The sequence below is a fragment of the Bradyrhizobium sp. CCGUVB14 genome (genome assembly GCF_024199935.1).
GTDB lineage: Bacteria > Pseudomonadota > Alphaproteobacteria > Rhizobiales > Xanthobacteraceae > Bradyrhizobium.
The window spans coordinates 2100104-2118246 of sequence record NZ_JANADS010000001.1; the positions used below are offsets into that span (position 1 = coordinate 2100104).

Sequence of the window (18143 nt, forward strand, 5' to 3'; positions counted from 1 at the left end):
GGCGGCCAGCCTCGGCCTCAACCATCTGATGGGCGATAATGCAAAGCAGCGCGACTGAGGCAGCCCACAATGCGAGATGCTTCCACCAGCAAAACTCGGACTCAGACTCTTCGCGCGCGATGGCAGCAGCCACTCCTCCCAAGGTCATCCCTGCCATGACCAAGACAAACAAATCAATGCCTTCCATAGGCGCTCCGTTCAGCGGGGCGCGCAAATCGTGCCATGTTATATCCTGTTGGTTTAAAGGCGATCACGCGAAACGTCCATCCGACAGAACTATTGAACGTCAAGCGATGCAAGCAACCGGGGCCCGTCGAGCAAGCCAAGATCGGTTCAACTCTGCCCACCATCACGGGTTTTCCGGCGTCTGCGAAAGTGCACCGCTAGCGTAGCCACAAAGTCGGAGGTCGCAGGACCTCTTTCGAAAGAAAGCAACCCCCTTGAATCATCCCTACAACCTGACGCTACGTAAAGTTCAACCCCCGACGTATAAGGAGTCTTGAATCTTGGGCCGTATCTGGTCGTACGATCTCAAGTCGGTCGCTATTCACGGATGCGAGTTGCGCGAACCGAATGTTCCCGCGCACAGCTCTTGAGCGACATCAATGCGCGGTGCGATTGTCTCCATCAACGTTGTAATTGTAGCCGAACAACCGGATTCGCCGGATTGCTGAGGCTATGGGCTCGGATTGCTAGGCAGTCCGGGCCCGCCGCTTACGAGCAGCGTTCAAAACGCGTGTCTCGAGCCCGCGCGAACTTTTCGTCGGCGATCGAGGGTAGTTCAGGTAAGTCCAAAACGCCGCAGACGCCTCTGATGAAAAGCAACAAGAAGAGGATCACTAGGTTGCGCGCTAGCGACAGCCCACCGTGGCGGACCATGAAGCGCCGATTGTTGCGTTGCTGACCATTCGAATGGTTTGATGTTCGGCAGCCTCCTCGGAAGGTGCTCGTGCGAATTGCTTGTGAAAGAACCGTTCTCGATTGCGGCACGCTGCTTGCTTTGCTCAACGTAGCATCGCCACGCAGTCTGGTGATGTAGGGGTGGGCCAGGTGCGCCCCTGCTCGTGCGTCAGGCCCGCCCCGTTCTTTCTCTGAGCCAGGAACACTCATCGACCTGGCGGCAATTCGCAATGACAACGCCCAAGCACAAGGGCGCCCGGAGGATACGCGTATGGAATGTCTTCACGAATCGCATCTGCAGCATCGCATTGTCGTGTGCGACCAGAATCTGCGAAAGACGTTGTCTTATCTGCGACGTGCCGTCGGAATTGTTGAGCTTAAGACACCGACCGTCGTCCTCGGTGACTGCGACACATCCCTACATCGACGTCAAATTTTGGACGTCCGTTCACTCGCGTGAGACGCGCCGTTTCAATCCAATTCCCTGCAGCCTTTGGAGAGATAGTCGATGCACAACGTCGTCTGTATAAAGCAGGTTCCGGACTCCGCGCAGATCCGCGTGCATCCCGTGACCAACACCATCATGCGCCAGGGTGTGCCGACGATCGTCAATCCTTACGACTTGTTCGCGCTCGAGGCCGCGCTGGAGCTGCGCGACAAGATCGGCGGCCAAGTCACTGTTCTCACCATGGGGCCAATAGCCGCCGAAGACTCGTTGCGAAAGGCACTGACGTTCGGTGCAGATCGTGCAGTGTTGCTCACCGACCGTGTTTTCGCGGGGGCCGATACGCTTGCGACCACTTACGCGCTGGCAACGGCCATCCGCAAAATCGGAGAGGAGTATGGGCCACCCGACCTCATCTTTGCCGGCAAGCAGACGATCGACGGTGATACCGGACAGGTTGGGCCTGGTATTGCCAAACGGCTTGGAGTGGTGCAGCTCACCTATGTCGCCGGGATCACGAGCCTGGATCTCGCGTCGCGCGCGCTTGAGGTTGAGCGACGCTCGGAAGGCGGTGTGCAGGTGCTGCGCACAAAGTTGCCATGTCTCATTACCATGCTAGAGGCGACAAACGAGATCCGGCGAGGGAGCATGATGGATGCGTTGCGTGCGGCACGTACCGACATCGTCAAATGGAACGCGCAGGACGCGGGCGTTGCGGATATATCGAAATGCGGCCTCAAGGGCTCGCCGACTATCGTCAAGCGTGTCTTCGCCCCCTCCAAGCGCGCCGAGAGAGCAATGCTGGTGGAGGACGCCAACCAGCCTGTACCGGCGTTGATCGACGCGATCTTTAAGCACCGGCCAAAGTTAGAAGCTGAACTTGCAGCCCTGGCGCGCGCTTCTGATCTGAAGCCGTAGCGATGAGCCGTTGAAATCTCCCGCTATTGTCGCGCCGTGGTGCTGCCCATGAAGGCTTGGTACAAGAGTCTATACGCCCAGGTGCTGATCGCCATTGTCATGGGCACCGTCGTCGGATGGCTGTGGCCCTCGCTCGCAACCAACGACTGGATCAAGGCGATGGGCGACGGCTTCGTCAAGCTGATCAAGATGGTGATCGCCCCGATCATCTTCTGTACCGTGGTCTCGGGCATCGCCCACATCCAGGACGCCAAGAAGGTCGGGCGCATCGGCGTCAAAGCGCTGGTCTATTTCGAGATCGTCTCCACCTTCGCGCTCGTCATCGGGCTCGTCGTCGGCAATCTGGTTCGCCCGGGTGCGGGCTTCGGTGGCGCAGCGGCAAACGCAAAGGCGGTCGTCAACTACGCCAAGCAAGCCGAGGGACAAAAGACAGTTGACTTCATTCTGCATATCATCCCGGACACCGTGGTCGGCGCGTTTGCGCAAGGTGAGATCCTCCAGGTTCTACTGTTCTCTGTGCTGTTTGGCTTCGCCATCATGGGGCTCGGCGAGCGCGGCCACGCAATCCGCAACTTCATCGACGATGCGGCCCATGCCGTGTTTGGCGTCATCTCGATCGTGATGCGCGCAGCGCCGATCGGCGCATTCGGTGCGATGGCCTATACCATTGGCACGTTCGGCACCAGTGCGATCCTCAACCTGATCGGGCTGATCGCGACCTTTTACGTCACCGCTGCGCTGTTCGTGTTCATCGTGCTCGGAACCATCGCGCGTCTTGCCGGCTTCTCGATCTTCCAGTTCCTTGCTTACATCAAGGACGAGCTGTTGATCGTGCTCGGCACTTCGTCGTCGGAAAGTGCGCTGCCGTCCTTGATGGAGAAGCTCGAGCGGCTCGGCTGCTCGAAGTCCGTGGTTGGCCTTGTGGTGCCCACGGGCTACTCGTTCAACCTCGATGGCACCAACATCTATATGACCCTGGCGAGCCTGTTCATCGCGCAGGCGCTCGGCTTCGATCTCACCTTGGGCCAGCAGCTCACCATCCTGGTGGTGGCGATGCTGACCTCGAAAGGCGCCTCCGGCATCACCGGTGCGGGCTTCATCACGCTCGCCGCGACGCTGGCGGTCGTCGATCCGCGGCTCGTGCCGGGCATGGCAATCGTGCTCGGTATCGACAAATTCATGAGCGAATGCCGCGCGCTGACCAATCTCTGCGGCAACGGCGTCGCCTGCGTGGTCGTCGCCTGGTGGGAAGGCGAACTCGATCGCAAGGAGCTCAGTGGGCGGGTCTGCCGCTAAAATCGATCGGACGAGTATCGGAGAACGACCTCAAGCAAGCCTGACGCCTTTGATGCCGTGCGATGGTGACCAGCTCGTGCGGCTCGGCAGCGACGCTGATCTCTGCGCCGCTGGCGCATGGAGTAGCAGCAGCACGTCGAGACCCGGCGCTGGATTTGCAAAATCAGGCAACTGTTGGCGAAGGAGACTTGACCGGAGAGTGACCCGCCGGTCCAAGTGTTTTCCGCCGTAACGAGATGCCGGGGGATTTCATGGTCAAACCATGGGCTGAGTTTGGTTGAGGACTCACGAACATCGGACGCGAGCTGGCGAAGAGGCCGAAAGGGCGTGTGGAGGTGGCCGCATCGAGTCTTCGCCGTGGCAGAACCGGGCTCGCTCCGGCGCCGCAACGAGCCCGGACTATCTCCGGAGAAGTTCTGTTAATGCGTCAATCGCGCTCGCCGAGCAACGAATATCGTCAATTTCTTGAGATAGCGTAAGTGCTCTTGCCCGAATGGCCGATATATTCGGACGGTCTAATATGGGACATCTAAGTTCGTTCAGACGTTGGTTCAGTTCGTCCAGCTGAGCCTGAAGTCGTTCGATGTCCGCATCTCGATGTGTTGGGGATTTGATGGTCCAGGCTCGCCGTGCTTGCATGACTAGTCCCCTTCTTTAACTCGCACCAACGGCTTAGCAGAGTTCGTGGCCGGAATTGGGAATCCCTCTCCGAGCGCCTGGCGGTTTAACGTCGCACCGAAGCTGCGCTTCTATCTGCCAGTCTCATCAATCGCTATGATCTCGTTGAGCGGTAATGTGGCCGACAACAGAGTGCGTTGCTGGCCGGTGGACAGATAAGGCTGCCTTGTTGGAATGAACTTGAATCTAACGCGGCGTCAGGTTGTAGGATTAGCGACAATCGTGAAGAAGCTAACGGTGATACGTGAATCGGTGTAATCGGCTATCGAGGAGAGTTTACTGCGCGCGAGGTCAACGCATGTGCGGAACGTTCCAGTCGAATGCGCGAAAGGAAGGACAAGCGATGTCAGGATTGCCATTGGTCCCAACGCGCGTTTCGAAGCGCTCGTTCATGGCCCGCAATGCAGGAGAAGGCAGCCTTGAGGGAGGACGGCGTATCCAGTGCGTCCCTCTCCCCTGCTTGGCACGTCGGCGACTGGCAGAATGAGACCTGCATGGATTAACATCGATACCACCGTCGGGCCAAATGACGACAGAGTTGTTTCTCGCCGGTCGGCTGCACAACCCGTCACGGTCTTCCCAAACTGCGGCGAAACGACTTGGTGTGGTCGAGCTACGGCGACCGTGAACATGTGGTCTTGTCGAAGCCAAAGGCTGTAAAATGCCGCCGCTCGTTTCAAATGATGAAGCGCTGGTGGCTTGTGACGAACGAGCAATGGGGCTCGGTCCGTGGTCAGTGATGACCAGACTAACGCTTTGCTTCATGCACGCCTCATAGGCTGGAATCGAGGCCATGTTCTGCAAAGTGCATCAAGCGATCGAGCCACGGGGACTGCCGCGAGTTGCAGCGATCAAGGTCGCTGGGTTTGGGACGCTTCCATCCTTAGTGCGATCGTTCCTTGCGCCAGGGTGAGACGCCGCCCGCGCAGCGTCGAGCTGTCCGTGAGGATACAATGGCGCGTCTCATCGATGAGGAAGTGAACCGTTCGGGAAGCGGTCGCCTCGTCAATCGGAGTACGGTGCCGCGCTCCTAGCGACATGCGCCCGTAGGTCGTGGCAGTAGAAGGGGCAGACTGGCACTGCGCAGCAGTGCCAGTTTGGAACGAAGAAGGTTCCGAGCAGAACGTGATCTACATCAGATCCGATGTATCTGCGTGGCAAAGGAGATGACATGAGAGCGCAGATTGTGGATCAGCTCGAAGCTGGTCGCGTACGACATGGACAATTCGCCAGCGCACCAGGGTCAGGTCCTCGCGGTCTCTTCTTTGTGCAGGGACCCTGCGGCTGCAGATTAGAAATCATTGGATTGCTCCGTCCACGTTGGGAGCATGTCTCCGTTTCGACACCGCGGCGTTGTCCGAATTGGCAGGAGATGTGCTTCGTCAAGGATCTCTTTTGGGAGAAGGAAGAGTGCGTGATGCAGCTTCATCCGCCCGAGTCCGAATACGTGAACAACAGCCGTTACTGTCTGCATCTCTGGAGGCCGACTAGTCAGGAAATTCCGATGCCGCCCTCGTGGTTCGTTGGTATAGTCGGAATTGGCCCATCTGAAGCGGCCACACTGGCTGCGCAAATACGGGTCAGGTGACGCAGATCGATCGGATCCGCCCCAACTGGAACTGGCACGATCAAGGAGTACCTCATCCCACTCGTGAAGGAGCTGCACGCCGATCACCGGCGGAATGCAATTGACCGGCCATCGATCCATTTTGAGTTTCTCAGAAACTCCGCGCATGGGTCCATAACCCAGTGTGCGGAGCGGTCCTTGCCTCCTGGTCATTCGCCCGCGTTGCCGCCGATAGGAGAAAGCCCATCCGTTATTCGGATATGTTCTATGAATACAATCGATTGTGTGCACTGCCGAGAACGGCGGATAAAAAGGACCGATCCGGAGAGACGTCAGAGCCTATCAGGATGATTTGCCGCGAGAGGAATTCTCAAGTCTGCGTCGAGCATCGCTGCCGAGCACGAATGGGCTAGACTTGCATGAGCTGCTCGTCGCGTCCGGAAACGAAATTCCCACCATACTTCTTTTGGCTGAGCTCGGCGACGACAACCGGGCTCGCGCGCCGAAAGCCAGCGCGTCGCATTTGCTGCGCGAGCCGTTCAGCAATAGCGAGCTGCACGCGTGCATCAAAGTGACCCTCAAAGACCGGACGACGCTTCGGAGGGCCCTTAATATGATCGGGCTGGGCTTGGTGACCTCCTCGTGTGGTAACCACCGGAGTCGGCTCCTGGCCGCAAATCGGATGCGAGTTCTAATTTCGCCGAAGTTAAATTGTTTCGGGGCGACAAGCCCGCCTTCCAAGCATAAGACGATTAACTCAAGCCACCAGATCTCGGTTGATGTCAACGCATAACCGGTGGGCGAGCTGAGAGCCGGGACCCCCTGGCAAGGCCGGTATATTGAGCTTTTGCGACATAGGCAGGAAGAAAACTGTAGTCGTTCAGAGTTATCTGGCGCATATCTCGCATAGATCGGGGCTGGCATTGCTAACGGGCTTGTGAAGCCTTGTGGTGACGCTTACGAGCAGATCGGTCGATAAGGTAATCATCCAACTTTCGGCCGGCACGAAGTTGCGGGCTGAGCCATCGCGGTGGTTTCCCACGGCCCGACCAAAGTGTGCTCCGTGTTCTTCGGATTTCTAAACTTTGGCCGCACAGGCGGGGAGGGCCTACGCTCACGACCTAGCCGGGCGAAGCTTATCGACGCTTCCGATGGTTCGCAGCCGCTCCTCTAGTCTGACCGTTTCCGCTGTAATCCGTTGAGCTAGAGCTGCGGACGCCTTCTCGCGGAGACTCCACAACTCGTCGACGCTCATTGACTTCAAGTCATTCGTCTTCATTGCGATCTGCCATGCTCGAAAATTTCATCGCATGAAATAGTCGCGCGAAGTAGTAAACAAGCCGCGAGTTTCGGGTAGCGAAACGGATGAGCTCGTTAAGACCGCAGAAGAACCTGGGAGCCGCCCTACAGCGTTGTCGGAGAACGACGAAGCAATCGATGGCTAGAGTAGCAACGACATTAGTTGCTTCTTTCTGGGCAATCTATTGGATTGCCAGGACAGGTCCACATTGCGGACCGAGCAACCTCACTCCACGAGCTATATAGCTACCGCGCGGCGGTTCGACATAGTCGGCACCGTCAATCCAAAATGACATATCCTCGACCGTAAGCCGTGGATTATAGATCCATCCAGTCTGGACAGCTTTCACCACTGCGAACGCCTCGCGTGGCGAAGACGAGTCCGGAATAATGACATCAGCATCTTGCTCACATGCTGACAGTAGCTCGATAAGATCTTTGACCTTCATTTCGCAGCCTTCGGATTGCAGTCGAGAGGAGCCTCCATCTAGGAGCTCTGAGGAATCGGTCAACCCTGCGCCACCTGCAGGCGACCGACCGCAACAGGCAGGGCTCTCCTTTCTCAGTCGAAGAGCCGCACCTTCTCCGCCTGCCGAGCCGAATTATCAAGACGCCACCGCGTTTCAGCTGCCTATCGTGACAAATCCATAGCGAATTGATCTGACGGCCGAGTCAGTTCTTTCGGGTGAATCCGCGCTCGTTACCCATCGCGCAGCTGGCGAGAGATGAGCGTTCCCGTATGGGCCGTTCCACCAACCACAAGTTTGTCTAGACAATACCGACCTTGAGTGAAGCTGTGTCGGCTACGGCTTCTGCAGCAAAATATCGTTCCGGGCGAGATTCTCACGGGGCTTGAATCGGACGGTGCGTCAAGTTGTATGATCGCAAAGTGGTTTCAATACGAACGAGGAATAAAGCGCGGGTCATGATGTGCTCGCCGCTCATCCGAAAAGGCGCAACCGCTCTGCAAGCTGAGGTTTATCGATGACGCTATTTTTAGTGCTGCTTCCGATTTTGTTTGTTGGTTTCGCAGTTGGGTACACCGTGCGCGCATGGCGCTCTCAAAAGCGGCGTGAGCGCTATCGTTTGCACGCGGCTTACCTTCGGCCGGTCTCCCGCGTTACGGAAAGTCCCATAGAAAGGTCCAAGCGCAGAGCGTTCTGATGCGTCATCAAGTCGGAACTCAAAAAGACAGGGGAACCGAAGCGGATTCCGGAAGATATGCCGACTAGGATGTTTATCAGATACCGCAGATGGCGCGGTTTCAGGTTATCGGCACAAATCTCCCGGCGATAAGCGATTATGGATGCCAAGGCTGGCGCGGACAATGAAGTCCAGCTGCCGGTGGCAAGGGCGTTCAATGAGTGCGGGTCCTTGATGCGACACCTCGTTCGCGAGCCTCGCGTCATCCACCTGCGGAGCCCCCGCCGAGTACGCCGGCGGGGGCGTCTTCTAGAGGCCGTGGCGATAAACCCGGCACGTAACGAGATCTGGACAGTTCGGCGAAGTGGTCACGGTTGTTGAGCAAGGACGTCGTGAGAGCGGAGGTGTCGTCAGATTTAAAAATCGGGCGCTTTACCTGATTTCCGTTTCACGATCATGCGTCTTCTCACCTGAGCGTCGAAATTGTGCGCTGAACGATTTAAGATTAGGGCGGTTCCGCAACCACAATTCGTCTTGAGAATTGGCATCCTCTTCCCTCGGCGGTTGCGTCGCGCGCTGCTGAGCCAACTGCGCCGAACCATCCCCGGTGTTTGGGCATGCGGCTTCGCCGTGTTTGGTCACGCGTGTTGCGGCTCAACGCTCTCGCGACAGTGTTAATTGAGTAAGGCGCCGTGTGCGGGGGCGCCGTGGTCGCAGGCGCAGACACCGACTGGCGGCACAACTGCGGAAAGTTCAAGCGACATCCGGGCATTCCAGTCGACGCCGCAACGAATCACATCGTATCAGAAGCGTCGAGTTTTGAAGAAGGGACCTCGAGAGCGAGCAGTGTGGCGAATGTTAGCGAGGCTGATCCCTTCCCGGTCTTGGCGCGAGTCTACGCTTGCAAGCGTGTCGCCTCCTGCTCGTTCGCTGAATTGGCTTGAAGCTGTCGCAGCGTCAGGTTGTAGAGTTCCAGAAGATCGCAGCAAAACCGAGGTCTTCCAATGGAAGCAGGCTGCGCTTGTCAGTGTGCGCGAATGTCAAGGTGAAGGTGGCGGGTTTTGTTGAAAAGAGATCTGAAGCATCTTGCAGACGTCGCGCCTTGCATTGGAGGGCACCAACGACATTTGCGGCGGCGTGGCGGCAGTCACAAACGGCATCGGACAGGCAGAAAGCCGTAACGGCACCGAAACTCTGATCGTCTCGATCGCTGAACTCGTCCTGCCTCAGCCGAAGTCCCGAACTGACCAAAGGCGAAAAGGAAGGCATTCAATGCGCCTTGACCAAAGAACGGCCGGCGGTGTCTCTCAACAGGGCGGCCGGCCGCATTGGGAAATCACCGCGTCGATCGACAGGGCCGCTCGTGCTGGGGCCGAAAGCGCAACCAACAATTCGGCCTGGCTCGAGAGTACGTGATGGATCTAAAGGCAATCATGGGCAAAGTCGCTAGCGGCGCCCCCTTGGGCCACCAGGAAATGGCCCTGGCGTTCGACAGTATGCTGTCGGGCAAGGCGACGCCCGCACAGATGGGTGGGTTGTTGCTGGCGCTGAGGGTGCGCGGCGAGACAGCGGAAGAAATAGCCGGCGCGGTTTCCGCGATGCGCGGCAGAATGCGACCGGTCAATGTACCGCCCGATTCCGTCGACATCGCGGGCACAGGCGGTGATGGTTCCGGCTCGGTCAACGTCTCGACATGCGCCTCTTTCATTGTCGCGGGCGCCGGCATTCCTGTCGCCAAGCACGGAAACCGCGCGCTGTCATCACGCTCGGGCTCCGCCGATGTACTGGCATCGCTTGGAGTGAAGATCGATTTGGAGCCCGATGATGTCGCCCGCTGTGTCCGGGATGCCGGGATCGGGTTCATGTTTGCGCCGACCCATCATCCGGCAATGAAAAACGTGAACGCGACCCGGGTCGAGCTCGCGACCCGCACAATCTTTAACCTCCTCGGACCGCTCTGCAATCCTGCGCGCGTCAAGCGGCAGATGATTGGTGTGTTTTCGCGCCGATGGGTGAAGCCTCTGGCGGAAGTCTCTAAGAACCTCGGCGCGGAATCGGTGTGGGTGGTGCACGGCTGCGATGGACTTGACGAGATCACGCTCACCGGCCCCACCTCTGTCGCCGTGCTGGAGGAGGGCGAGATTCGCAGCTTCGAGATGACGCCGGAAGAAGCCGGGCTCCCTCTCTGCCGAAAGGAGGAACTGAAGGGCGGAGATCCCGATGCGAACGCGATTGCACTGCAGAGCGTGCTGGAGGGCATGCGAGGCCCATATCGGGATGTTGCTCTCCTGAACGCAGCGGCGGCCATCATAGTAGCCGGTCGGGCCACAACGTTGAAGGAGGGCGTGGCCATCGCGCAGGCATCACTTGACAGTGGCGCCGCCGCCGCGCGCTTGAAGCATCTGGTTGCAATTTCCAACGCCAAGTAAGCGACATGATCGATTCCGACATTCTGACGAAGATCGAGATATACAAACGCGAAGAGATCGCAGCTGCCAGACGCGCGAGTCCGCGTGCTGAGCTCGACGCGCGCGCACGGCGTGCGCCTTCTCCGCGCGGCTTTCTCAGCGCAATTAATAGGAAGCGCGCGTCAGGTAGCTATGCCCTCATCGCCGAGATCAAGAGAGCGTCGCCATCGAGGGGGCTCATTCGCTCTGACTTTTATCCGCCGTCTCTTGCCAGATCGTATGAAGCAGGAGGCGCCGCCTGCCTCTCGGTCTTGACGGACAAAGCATCTTTCATGGGTGACCTCGATTATATGGAGACGGCGCGTGCGGCCACAAACCTGCCGGTCTTGCGCAAGGACTTTATTTTCGACACGTATCAGGTGATCGAGGCTCGCGCCCATGGCGCCGACTGCATTCTGCTGATTATGGCCGCGCTGGACGACGGGGCTGCCCACGACCTCGAGGCTGCGGCCTTAACGTACGGTATGGACGTCTTGATCGAGGTCCACGACCGCGCAGAGCTCGATCGCGCCCTCAAGCTTCGCTCGCAGATGATCGGCATCAATAACCGCAACCTGCGCACGTTCGTGACAAACCTTAAGACAAGCGAAATCCTGGCGCCGCTCGTCCCGAAGGATCGTCTGATCGTCAGTGAAAGCGGCATCTGCGCGTTCACCGATCTGGCGCGGCTCTCGCGATCCGGCATCTCGACCTTCCTAGTGGGCGAAAATCTCATGCGTCAGTCTGACTTGACAGCAGCAACTCGCGCTCTGCTTTCACCAAATCAGGCGGCAGCGACTCGGGCGAACCAATGACACGCAAAGTCTCCAATCAGCTGATGCGCCATACTCATATCCACGCTGACAGCGCCAGCCTTCGCATGATCGGTAGATCGGGAACACGCGTCGGTATGCAACCCGCCACAGCGAAAGGTCGTGTATCGACAATTGCGAAATCGGCCTTAGGACCATGGTCGGATCGGCGAGTGATGATCGCGCATCCGCATGTCACGGATCATTTGCAAATTGCAGCGGAGCGCCAAAAAGTCTCGTTTGCGCAGCTTTGCGACTATTCCAGAGGCGCGTCGGCGCCTAAGCCTTGAAGACGGATGGGCTAGTGTCAACCACGAGCAGGCCCGCATTAGGCTTGCCGACAGAACCTCCAGGCGTGTTCATCACCATGAACCGGCTAGTCACAAGCTCGACCGAGGCGCTTGTTACCGATCTTCTCTCCGACGCAGAAGCCTGCTCGATGTGCTCAACGGAGTTGAGAGGGCGCATATCGATCGAGCGGAGGGCCAGCTCGGACCACCTGAAGATGAAAACGACGTGCAGGAAAATACGCGTCGGGGGAATCACCGAAATGGTCGATCGCATGCCAACCACGACCAACGTTCCGAAGCTATTGCATGTCAGGGTATCGATATAGCTTGGCGACGTCAGTCGAGGCCGCAAGTCTCGCCCAACCGATCTGCGACCAAGATAGCTTATCCGAGCGATAAAGCGCCGGCCTGGGGAACCGAGAGCCGAGAGCGCGGCAATGTCCGCATAGCGCGAACGCTCGAACTTGAACGTGGTCCCGCAGGCGGGGCGCTGATCATCGGTTGCCTTGCCTGATGAGCGATATTCAATCCATCGAGGCGATCGAGTTTCGCCAAGCCATGCGAAATCTGGCCAGCGGTGTTGCGATCGTGGCGACAGGAACGGCGCTGCAACGGCGTGGTTTAACGGTCAGTTCTATCACTTCGATTTGCATAGAGCCCCCCTGTTTGCTGATCGGCATCGATAACAGTTCCGGGACTCACGATGCTATACTTGCGAACGGCAGTTTTGGCGTGAGCCTTCTTGCTATTGATCATCGGGACATCGCTCTGCGGTTCGCCGGTCGAGATGGCTCCAAGGGTCTCCAACGGTTCGATACCGCTCCTTGGGATCAGGGAATTCTCGACGTGCCTCTATTGCAAGGCGCAATCTGCGCTCTCGAATGCGTTTTGCACCACTATCAAGTCATTGGCACGCACGGAATATTTATCGGCCGAACCGTTAGGGTGCGCCCAGGCGAGGGCAATCCACTTATCAACTGTCGCGGCGAACTTCGAACACTACCGCACGATTGAATGCAGCTTTCTCAAGCGGCATATCAACGCTGGCAGCTAGACTCGTGGTTGGAAAAAAGGCGATGGAGCCGCGCTATGATCGTAGAATACTCGCCCGAGAGTGACGTCCGGCTGATGGGGCCGCTCGACTTTTGCGGGTTCAAACTCGTTCTGCGAGGTACGCTCGGCATCCCCTCGAGGTTGGTCGGAATCACGGCCGTTGACCAGGACAATGCATTGGTTCCTATCGATCTGGTGCCTAACACCTGGTCGTAGGACGATCGGGGTTGGGACGTGGCTTACAGCCAGATGATCTCTGGTCCCCGCGAACGCGCCTGGATCGATCCCAAAGCAAACGCGATCCGCGCACGCATTGGCTTGATACCCCTCATCTCGCCTGGATTTTCAGACGTGTCACGGGTCGCGAGTGAGTCAAGTTTTGCGTGCTTCCGCAACGACAGTGGCAAAGCAGTGGATAGTCGTGTGGACTCTAAGGATTCCCTTTTGAGGCCAAATCAGATTCGAGGCTTCTTTTTGGGAGGCGGCCTTGGGTGTGATGGATCGTTTGGTGTTGAGCGACGCGGCCTGGGAGCGCATGGCGCCGCTCATCATAGGCCGGCCTGACCAGAAAGGTTCGACCGGACGCGACAATCGGATGTTCGTGGAAGGGGGGCTTTGGATCGTTCGTACGGGCTCTCCCTGGCGTAATCTTCCGGAGGCGTTTGGGGATTGGAATAGCGTGTTCCGGCGCTTCAGTCGATGGAGCATCAAGGCCTTAGTTAGGCCGCCATCGCTTTCTTGGCGGCTTGCGCAAGAAAACCAGATCGAGTGAAGCCATGCTGTTCGGCATAGTTGTCGATCTCACTCAGAACGTCGGCGGGAAGAGTGACGTTGACGCGCACACTCTTCACCTCTTCCGCAGGCGCTGGAATGAGAACGGCAACGCCATCTCTGTTCTCAGCGTTCGCCATGATATCCTCGAGAGAGGAGGGCTCAGGTACGGCTTGGCCGTCTGCTGCCATACCTTCCAGATGTAGGGCCAAGGCTTCCGCAGCCATAGCGCGTGCATCGTCCAGATCCGTGCCAGCGGTGATCAGGCCGGGAAGATCGGGAAACGAAACACCATAGTCGCTGTCCGCGTCCTTATGGATCAGTGCAATATAGTGTCGCATGTGAGTTCCCCTCCTTGGGTGGGCCGGTCGCCCTCTCGATGCGGTGTCATTTCAACTTCAGGTCGGCTTGTTTCTCGATGCTCTTTAGCGTTCCAACCGGGATGTCCCGCTTGGGGTGAGGGACTGTGACCCGGCCATTCTTAGTCGGGTGTTTGAATTGAATGTGGCTACCTTTTTGGGCAACCGTCGGCCTTCAGAGCTTTGATAATGTTTGCCGATTTCATCTGTGTATTTATACACACCGAAGCTAACAGGAGTCAACACATAAATACACACTAATTCGAAAGGTTCCGTTCCTCGAGCGCCGCGGGGGAGGGGATCCGTTGTTGAACAAGCGAACAAGCAGATTGAGCAGCAGGCTCATCGTTTTGCCGGCCCCTTTCTGCTTCCACGAGAAGCATTTCGTTTTGAGGTGACGCCTCCGACGCTGGACTATTTCTGCGCGCTCAAGAAGCGATGGGGGATGTCAATCGCCACTATGATCTATCGAGCGTTCGACCTGGGCATGATCGACGAGCAGGAAAAGAGCGTTCTCTATCGAAATTCGACGCGGCGAGGCTGGCGCGGCCCATTGCAAGTGCCATTCGACAGCCCGTCTGAGATGCCGATCGAACGGCCGAAAATGATCCGCCGTGGATTACGGGTTGTCATTGAGCTCGGGACAAGCAAGGTAGCCATCAAAGCTGCGTTGAATTTGCCTGAGAAAGAGATCGAGCAGATCGCGGGCTTAGAGCCGGGCTTCTTTCGACCCGCGGCCGAGGTTCATAGCCTTGCGACGGCGAAACGGCAGACGCTGAAAGCAGTCGACGTCGAAAGCGGCGAGGTAATAGAGTTTCCGCACGCCACAAAGCGTTCCTAATCTCGCATCCGATAAGCCCCATCGGCCGAGCCGCGAGGAACGAGAGGGGCAGCAGACTCGGAAAGCCGCGCAGAAGTCAAGTCGCGTGAGCAATCCGCGACGCGGCAAACATACTTCGCATCGCGCGGTGTGCTTCACTAGCAGGCTGCTGAAAAAGATGCCTTGGATGATGATTTTCGTAATATGCGGCTTGAAAACGAAGCCAGCGATGGGCCTCGATGAGCTCCGCATGCGCTGTATAGGTGGGGTTGGTGGCTCATTTTTGACGCTCCAGACGGATTCATCCCGTCGCGGCCAGCAGCTTTGGGATGCGAACGAGGTTGTAGGCTGCGGCGGTGAACACGAAGAACCACTCGACCAGGCCGCGGCCGCGATGGCGCGTCTTGCGCAGGCCGCCAACCGTCTTGATCCACCCGAACGGCTCCTCGATCAGCTTGCGTTTGATGGTGCTGATCCGATAGCCGGGATGGCGGGTGGTGCGCGCGTCGATCGCCGAGCGGCGGTTGGTGTCGTTCTGCGAGACATGCGGCGTGCAGCCGCGCTCGCGGCAGCCGGCGACGAAGTCGGCAGTGTCGTAGTTCTTGTCGCCGCCGACCGTGCTACCGGGCCGGGCATTGTCCTCGATCATGTCGAGCGCAGTCGCGCGCTCGGCGGTGCCGTTGGCCTCGGTCAACCGCGCATCGACGATGAGTCCGTTGCGATTCTCCGTCATCAGATGCCCCATGTGGCAGAGCTTGGCCTCCTTGCCAGCACCCTTGCGGAACAGGCGGGCGTCGGGGTCCGTCGTCGAGGAATGCGTGGCGTTCTTGCGCTTCTCGCCATGGAAGTCGCGCTCGGCATTGCGGGAGCCGCGATCCTTTCCCGCGGGCGGATCGCCAGCGTCCTTCGGCACGAAGCTCTTCATGCTGGCCCAGGCCTCGATCAGCGTACCGTCAACCGAAAAGTGCTCGCTGGACAGCAGTCCTCGCACCTGCGGCAGGTTCAGCACGGCGACGAAGAACTTGGCGGCGATGTCGCCGTCGAGCAGCCGATCCCTGTTCTTGCAGAACACGGTCGGATTCCACACCGCGTCATCCATCGAAAGACCGACGAACCAGCGAAACAGCAGATTATAGTCGAGCTGCTCCATCAACTGCCGTTCCGAACGCACCGTATAGAAGGCTTGCAGCAGCAGCGCTCGCAAAAGCCGCTCCGGCGGGATCGACGGCCGACCTTCGCGCGAGTAAAGCCTGCTAAAATCGCGCGACAACTCTTTCAGCGCAGCGTCGACCAGGTCGCGGATCGCACGCAGCGGATGATCCGCCGGAACACGCTGCTCCAATCGCACGTAGCTGAATATGCCTTCCGACCGCTGATCTGCCCCGCGCATCGCAATCCCCAGCCCCAAGGAATCAAGCAAATGCAGGGAATCACAATCCGCGCGTCGCGCGAAGCGACTTTTTCAGCAGCCTGCTAGTCTTACTGCGTCACAAAAGAAGGCGCTGTTTGATCGGGCGAATGCAACAGGGACAGCGTGAGAGGGTGCGGACGATGGCAACGATCAGTCTTCGCCGCATCGTCGCAATCGAGTTCGGGATGTGACGTTCGGGTCGCAGCAGCGGAGCCTCTGGGTCGGTAACCGTTGGAAACCGCAAGTCTCTTGAACGGCCTGGTGGAACGAGATCCCGAGGGGGGAATCGTCTCCCTCTCGGAGACCAGGAATCCGTAGGCTGCGATGCACAGCGTAGCGTGGTGGTGGAAGCCACGCCAACCTCGCCCTTCGAAATGCCCGAGCCCGACCTCTTGTTTGAGATCCTGATAATCGCGCTCGATGCGCCAGCGCAGCTTGGTTAGATCGACTAGCCTTCCAAAAGTGATCGTTTCCGGCAACGTTGAAAGCCAGTATTTGGTCGGCTCGTCCTCACCTTCTGGCCATTCGATCAAAAGCCATTCTTCCGGTCGGCTTTCGGTGAGTTGGTAATCTCGATGCGCGACGCAAACGCGCGCGCGAGCGAAGCGCGACGATAGCCGCTCGGCCGCGCCCTCTCGCCACTTGATCGTGCGCCAGACCCGCTTAGGAAGGCAAAGAGCAAGCTCCTTGACCGAAATCGGTTGATGCTTGTGGTCGCGGCGCAGCAGCTTTGGTGGTCGCCCTTTGCCCGACCATTTTTTCGGCGGTAGCGGCGCCGTGTCGGATGTCCACACCGTGGTGTTTGGCAAGATACCAGCCACATAGGTCAACGCCAACGCGCTGATGCTGGTCCGCAGGTCCGTGTTGCAGCCATATCCGGCATCCATCAGCACCACGCCGCGAGGAAGCCCGGTTCTGCAGGCTGCTTCGATCTGTTCAAGCGCGATCTCTGGCTTGGTCTTAAAGCTGATCTCCTTGGGCACGCCCGCTTTGCGCCGACGTTTCTTATCTGCCGCCCATTCCTGCGGCAGATAGAGACGATACATCGCCGGCAGACTGGCGTGGTGATTGGCAAGCGACAGGGATACCGCGACTTGGCAGTTATCCTGCTTGCCGAGCTGCCCGCAATATTGACGCGCCACACCGACCGAGTGCGCTCCCTTCTTGGGAAAACCGGTGTCATCGATGATCCACGCTTCGATCGGTCCATGGCGCTCTATCGCCGGCAGTACCATCTCACCCACTTTGGCCAAAACACCCTCGTCAGACCAAGGCGATTGGCCGACGAAGTGCAGCAGCGACTGATGCTGCGCCGCCGTCCGATCAGGTGCCGTTACCGCTGCCATAGGCTCAACGCTTTTACGCTCCCCCGGCATGATTAAGCCGATGCAATAATCAAACAACGGCTGGGCCCGGTCCGCATGTCCGATCACACTCACAAGTTTCTCGACAAAAGCCGAAAATCGCGATTCACTGCCGCCTGATGTCCGGAGATCCATATCAGCCCCCGTTGCCGATGCCTGAATCTCAACAGGTAACTGATTCTCACAGGATCTCGCCCGCGATCTTTTGAATCAGACACTTTTTCTGACTCAGTAGTACTAGATGGAAGCCGCCCGAGAGGCGGTACCTAGCATTTCCGACGGTCCACGTGCATTGGCCGACTCAAGTTCCTCGGACGAAGGTTCAGAACGCCAATATGTCATTCCATGAAGGTGTCCGCCAGGGACCGTGCAGCTCAAGGAGGCGCAGCACACGATTTTATCGGAGTGCGTTTTGTCGTTGTTCCTCAAGTGTTGTGGGCAGCGGCGGTAGAATTGACGCGTCAGCAGCGCAAGAAATGAGCCCGCCAAAAGGCGAGTGACAGGAGTGTTAGGAGGGTAGGGCATGGCCCAAAGCGCAGCTGCGCGATGAACGAGATCACCACCATTGCT

The 18143-nt window shown here is 58.2% G+C and carries 11 protein-coding genes and 2 pseudogenes; 7 read left to right on the forward strand and 6 right to left on the reverse strand.

Annotated features, from left to right (window positions below; all coding sequences use genetic code 11):
• The first annotated feature begins 1408 nt into the window (after nt 1-1408).
• Nucleotides 1409-2263 carry an electron transfer flavoprotein subunit beta/FixA family protein gene (locus NLM32_RS09760; protein ID WP_254128819.1) on the forward strand — a complete coding sequence of 285 codons (855 nt, stop codon included), beginning with the start codon at nt 1409-1411 and terminating at the stop codon, nt 2261-2263.
• Nucleotides 2264-2311: 48 nt separating this feature from the next.
• The gene (gene dctA, locus NLM32_RS09765; protein ID WP_254128820.1) at nt 2312-3559 is read left to right on the forward strand and encodes a C4-dicarboxylate transporter DctA; all 1248 of its coding nucleotides are present in this window, start codon (nt 2312-2314) and stop codon (nt 3557-3559) included.
• A 3171-nt stretch (nt 3560-6730) separates the two neighbouring features.
• Here the strand turns inward: dctA and NLM32_RS46310 are convergent.
• Nucleotides 6731-6922, reverse strand: coding sequence for an H-NS family nucleoid-associated regulatory protein (locus NLM32_RS46310; RefSeq protein WP_375143545.1), 192 nt, complete (start codon nt 6920-6922; stop codon nt 6731-6733).
• Between the two features lie 2281 nt (nt 6923-9203).
• On the reverse strand, nt 9204-9515 hold the full coding sequence (locus tag NLM32_RS09770) for a hypothetical protein (protein WP_254128821.1): 312 nt from the start codon (nt 9513-9515) through the stop codon (nt 9204-9206).
• 143 nt (nt 9516-9658) lie between these two features.
• Between NLM32_RS09770 and trpD the strand changes: the two genes are divergently transcribed.
• The 4 genes and pseudogenes from trpD to NLM32_RS09790 form a co-directional block, all read left to right on the forward strand.
• Entirely contained in the window at nt 9659-10675 is a 1017-nt protein-coding gene (gene trpD / locus NLM32_RS09775; RefSeq protein ID WP_254128822.1) for an anthranilate phosphoribosyltransferase, read from the forward strand.
• Nucleotides 10676-10680: 5 nt separating this feature from the next.
• Entirely contained in the window at nt 10681-11508 is an 828-nt protein-coding gene (gene trpC / locus NLM32_RS09780; protein WP_254128823.1) for an indole-3-glycerol phosphate synthase TrpC, read from the forward strand.
• Between the two features lie 800 nt (nt 11509-12308).
• On the forward strand, nt 12309-12809 hold the full coding sequence (locus NLM32_RS09785; RefSeq protein ID WP_254128824.1) for a flavin reductase family protein: 501 nt from the start codon (nt 12309-12311) through the stop codon (nt 12807-12809).
• A gap of 535 nt (nt 12810-13344) precedes the next feature.
• A pseudogene (locus NLM32_RS09790) lies at nt 13345-13566 on the forward strand (transposase); the annotation flags it as partial.
• Between the two features lies 1 nt (nt 13567).
• Here the strand turns inward: NLM32_RS09790 and NLM32_RS09795 are convergent.
• Complete coding sequence (locus tag NLM32_RS09795) at nt 13568-13960, reverse strand: type II toxin-antitoxin system HicB family antitoxin (RefSeq protein WP_254128825.1); 393 nt, start codon at nt 13958-13960, stop codon at nt 13568-13570.
• 46 nt (nt 13961-14006) lie between these two features.
• Nucleotides 14007-14184 (reverse strand): annotated as a pseudogene (locus NLM32_RS09800) (type II toxin-antitoxin system HicA family toxin).
• Nucleotides 14185-14423: 239 nt separating this feature from the next.
• On the opposite strand from NLM32_RS09800, the gene NLM32_RS09805 reads away from it, so the two are divergent.
• Nucleotides 14424-14819, forward strand: coding sequence for a hypothetical protein (locus tag NLM32_RS09805; protein WP_254128826.1), 396 nt, complete (start codon nt 14424-14426; stop codon nt 14817-14819).
• Between the two features lie 280 nt (nt 14820-15099).
• Here NLM32_RS09805 and NLM32_RS09810 read toward each other — a convergent pair whose 3' ends face one another.
• Both NLM32_RS09810 and NLM32_RS09815 read right to left on the reverse strand, forming a co-directional pair.
• Nucleotides 15100-16188, reverse strand: a complete 1089-nt coding sequence (locus NLM32_RS09810) for an IS5 family transposase (protein WP_254128493.1) — start codon at nt 16186-16188, stop codon at nt 15100-15102.
• A gap of 89 nt (nt 16189-16277) precedes the next feature.
• A complete protein-coding gene (locus NLM32_RS09815) occupies nt 16278-17708 on the reverse strand; it encodes an IS701 family transposase (RefSeq protein ID WP_254128465.1) in 1431 nt (476 codons plus the stop codon).
• Nucleotides 17709-18143 lie beyond the last annotated feature (435 nt).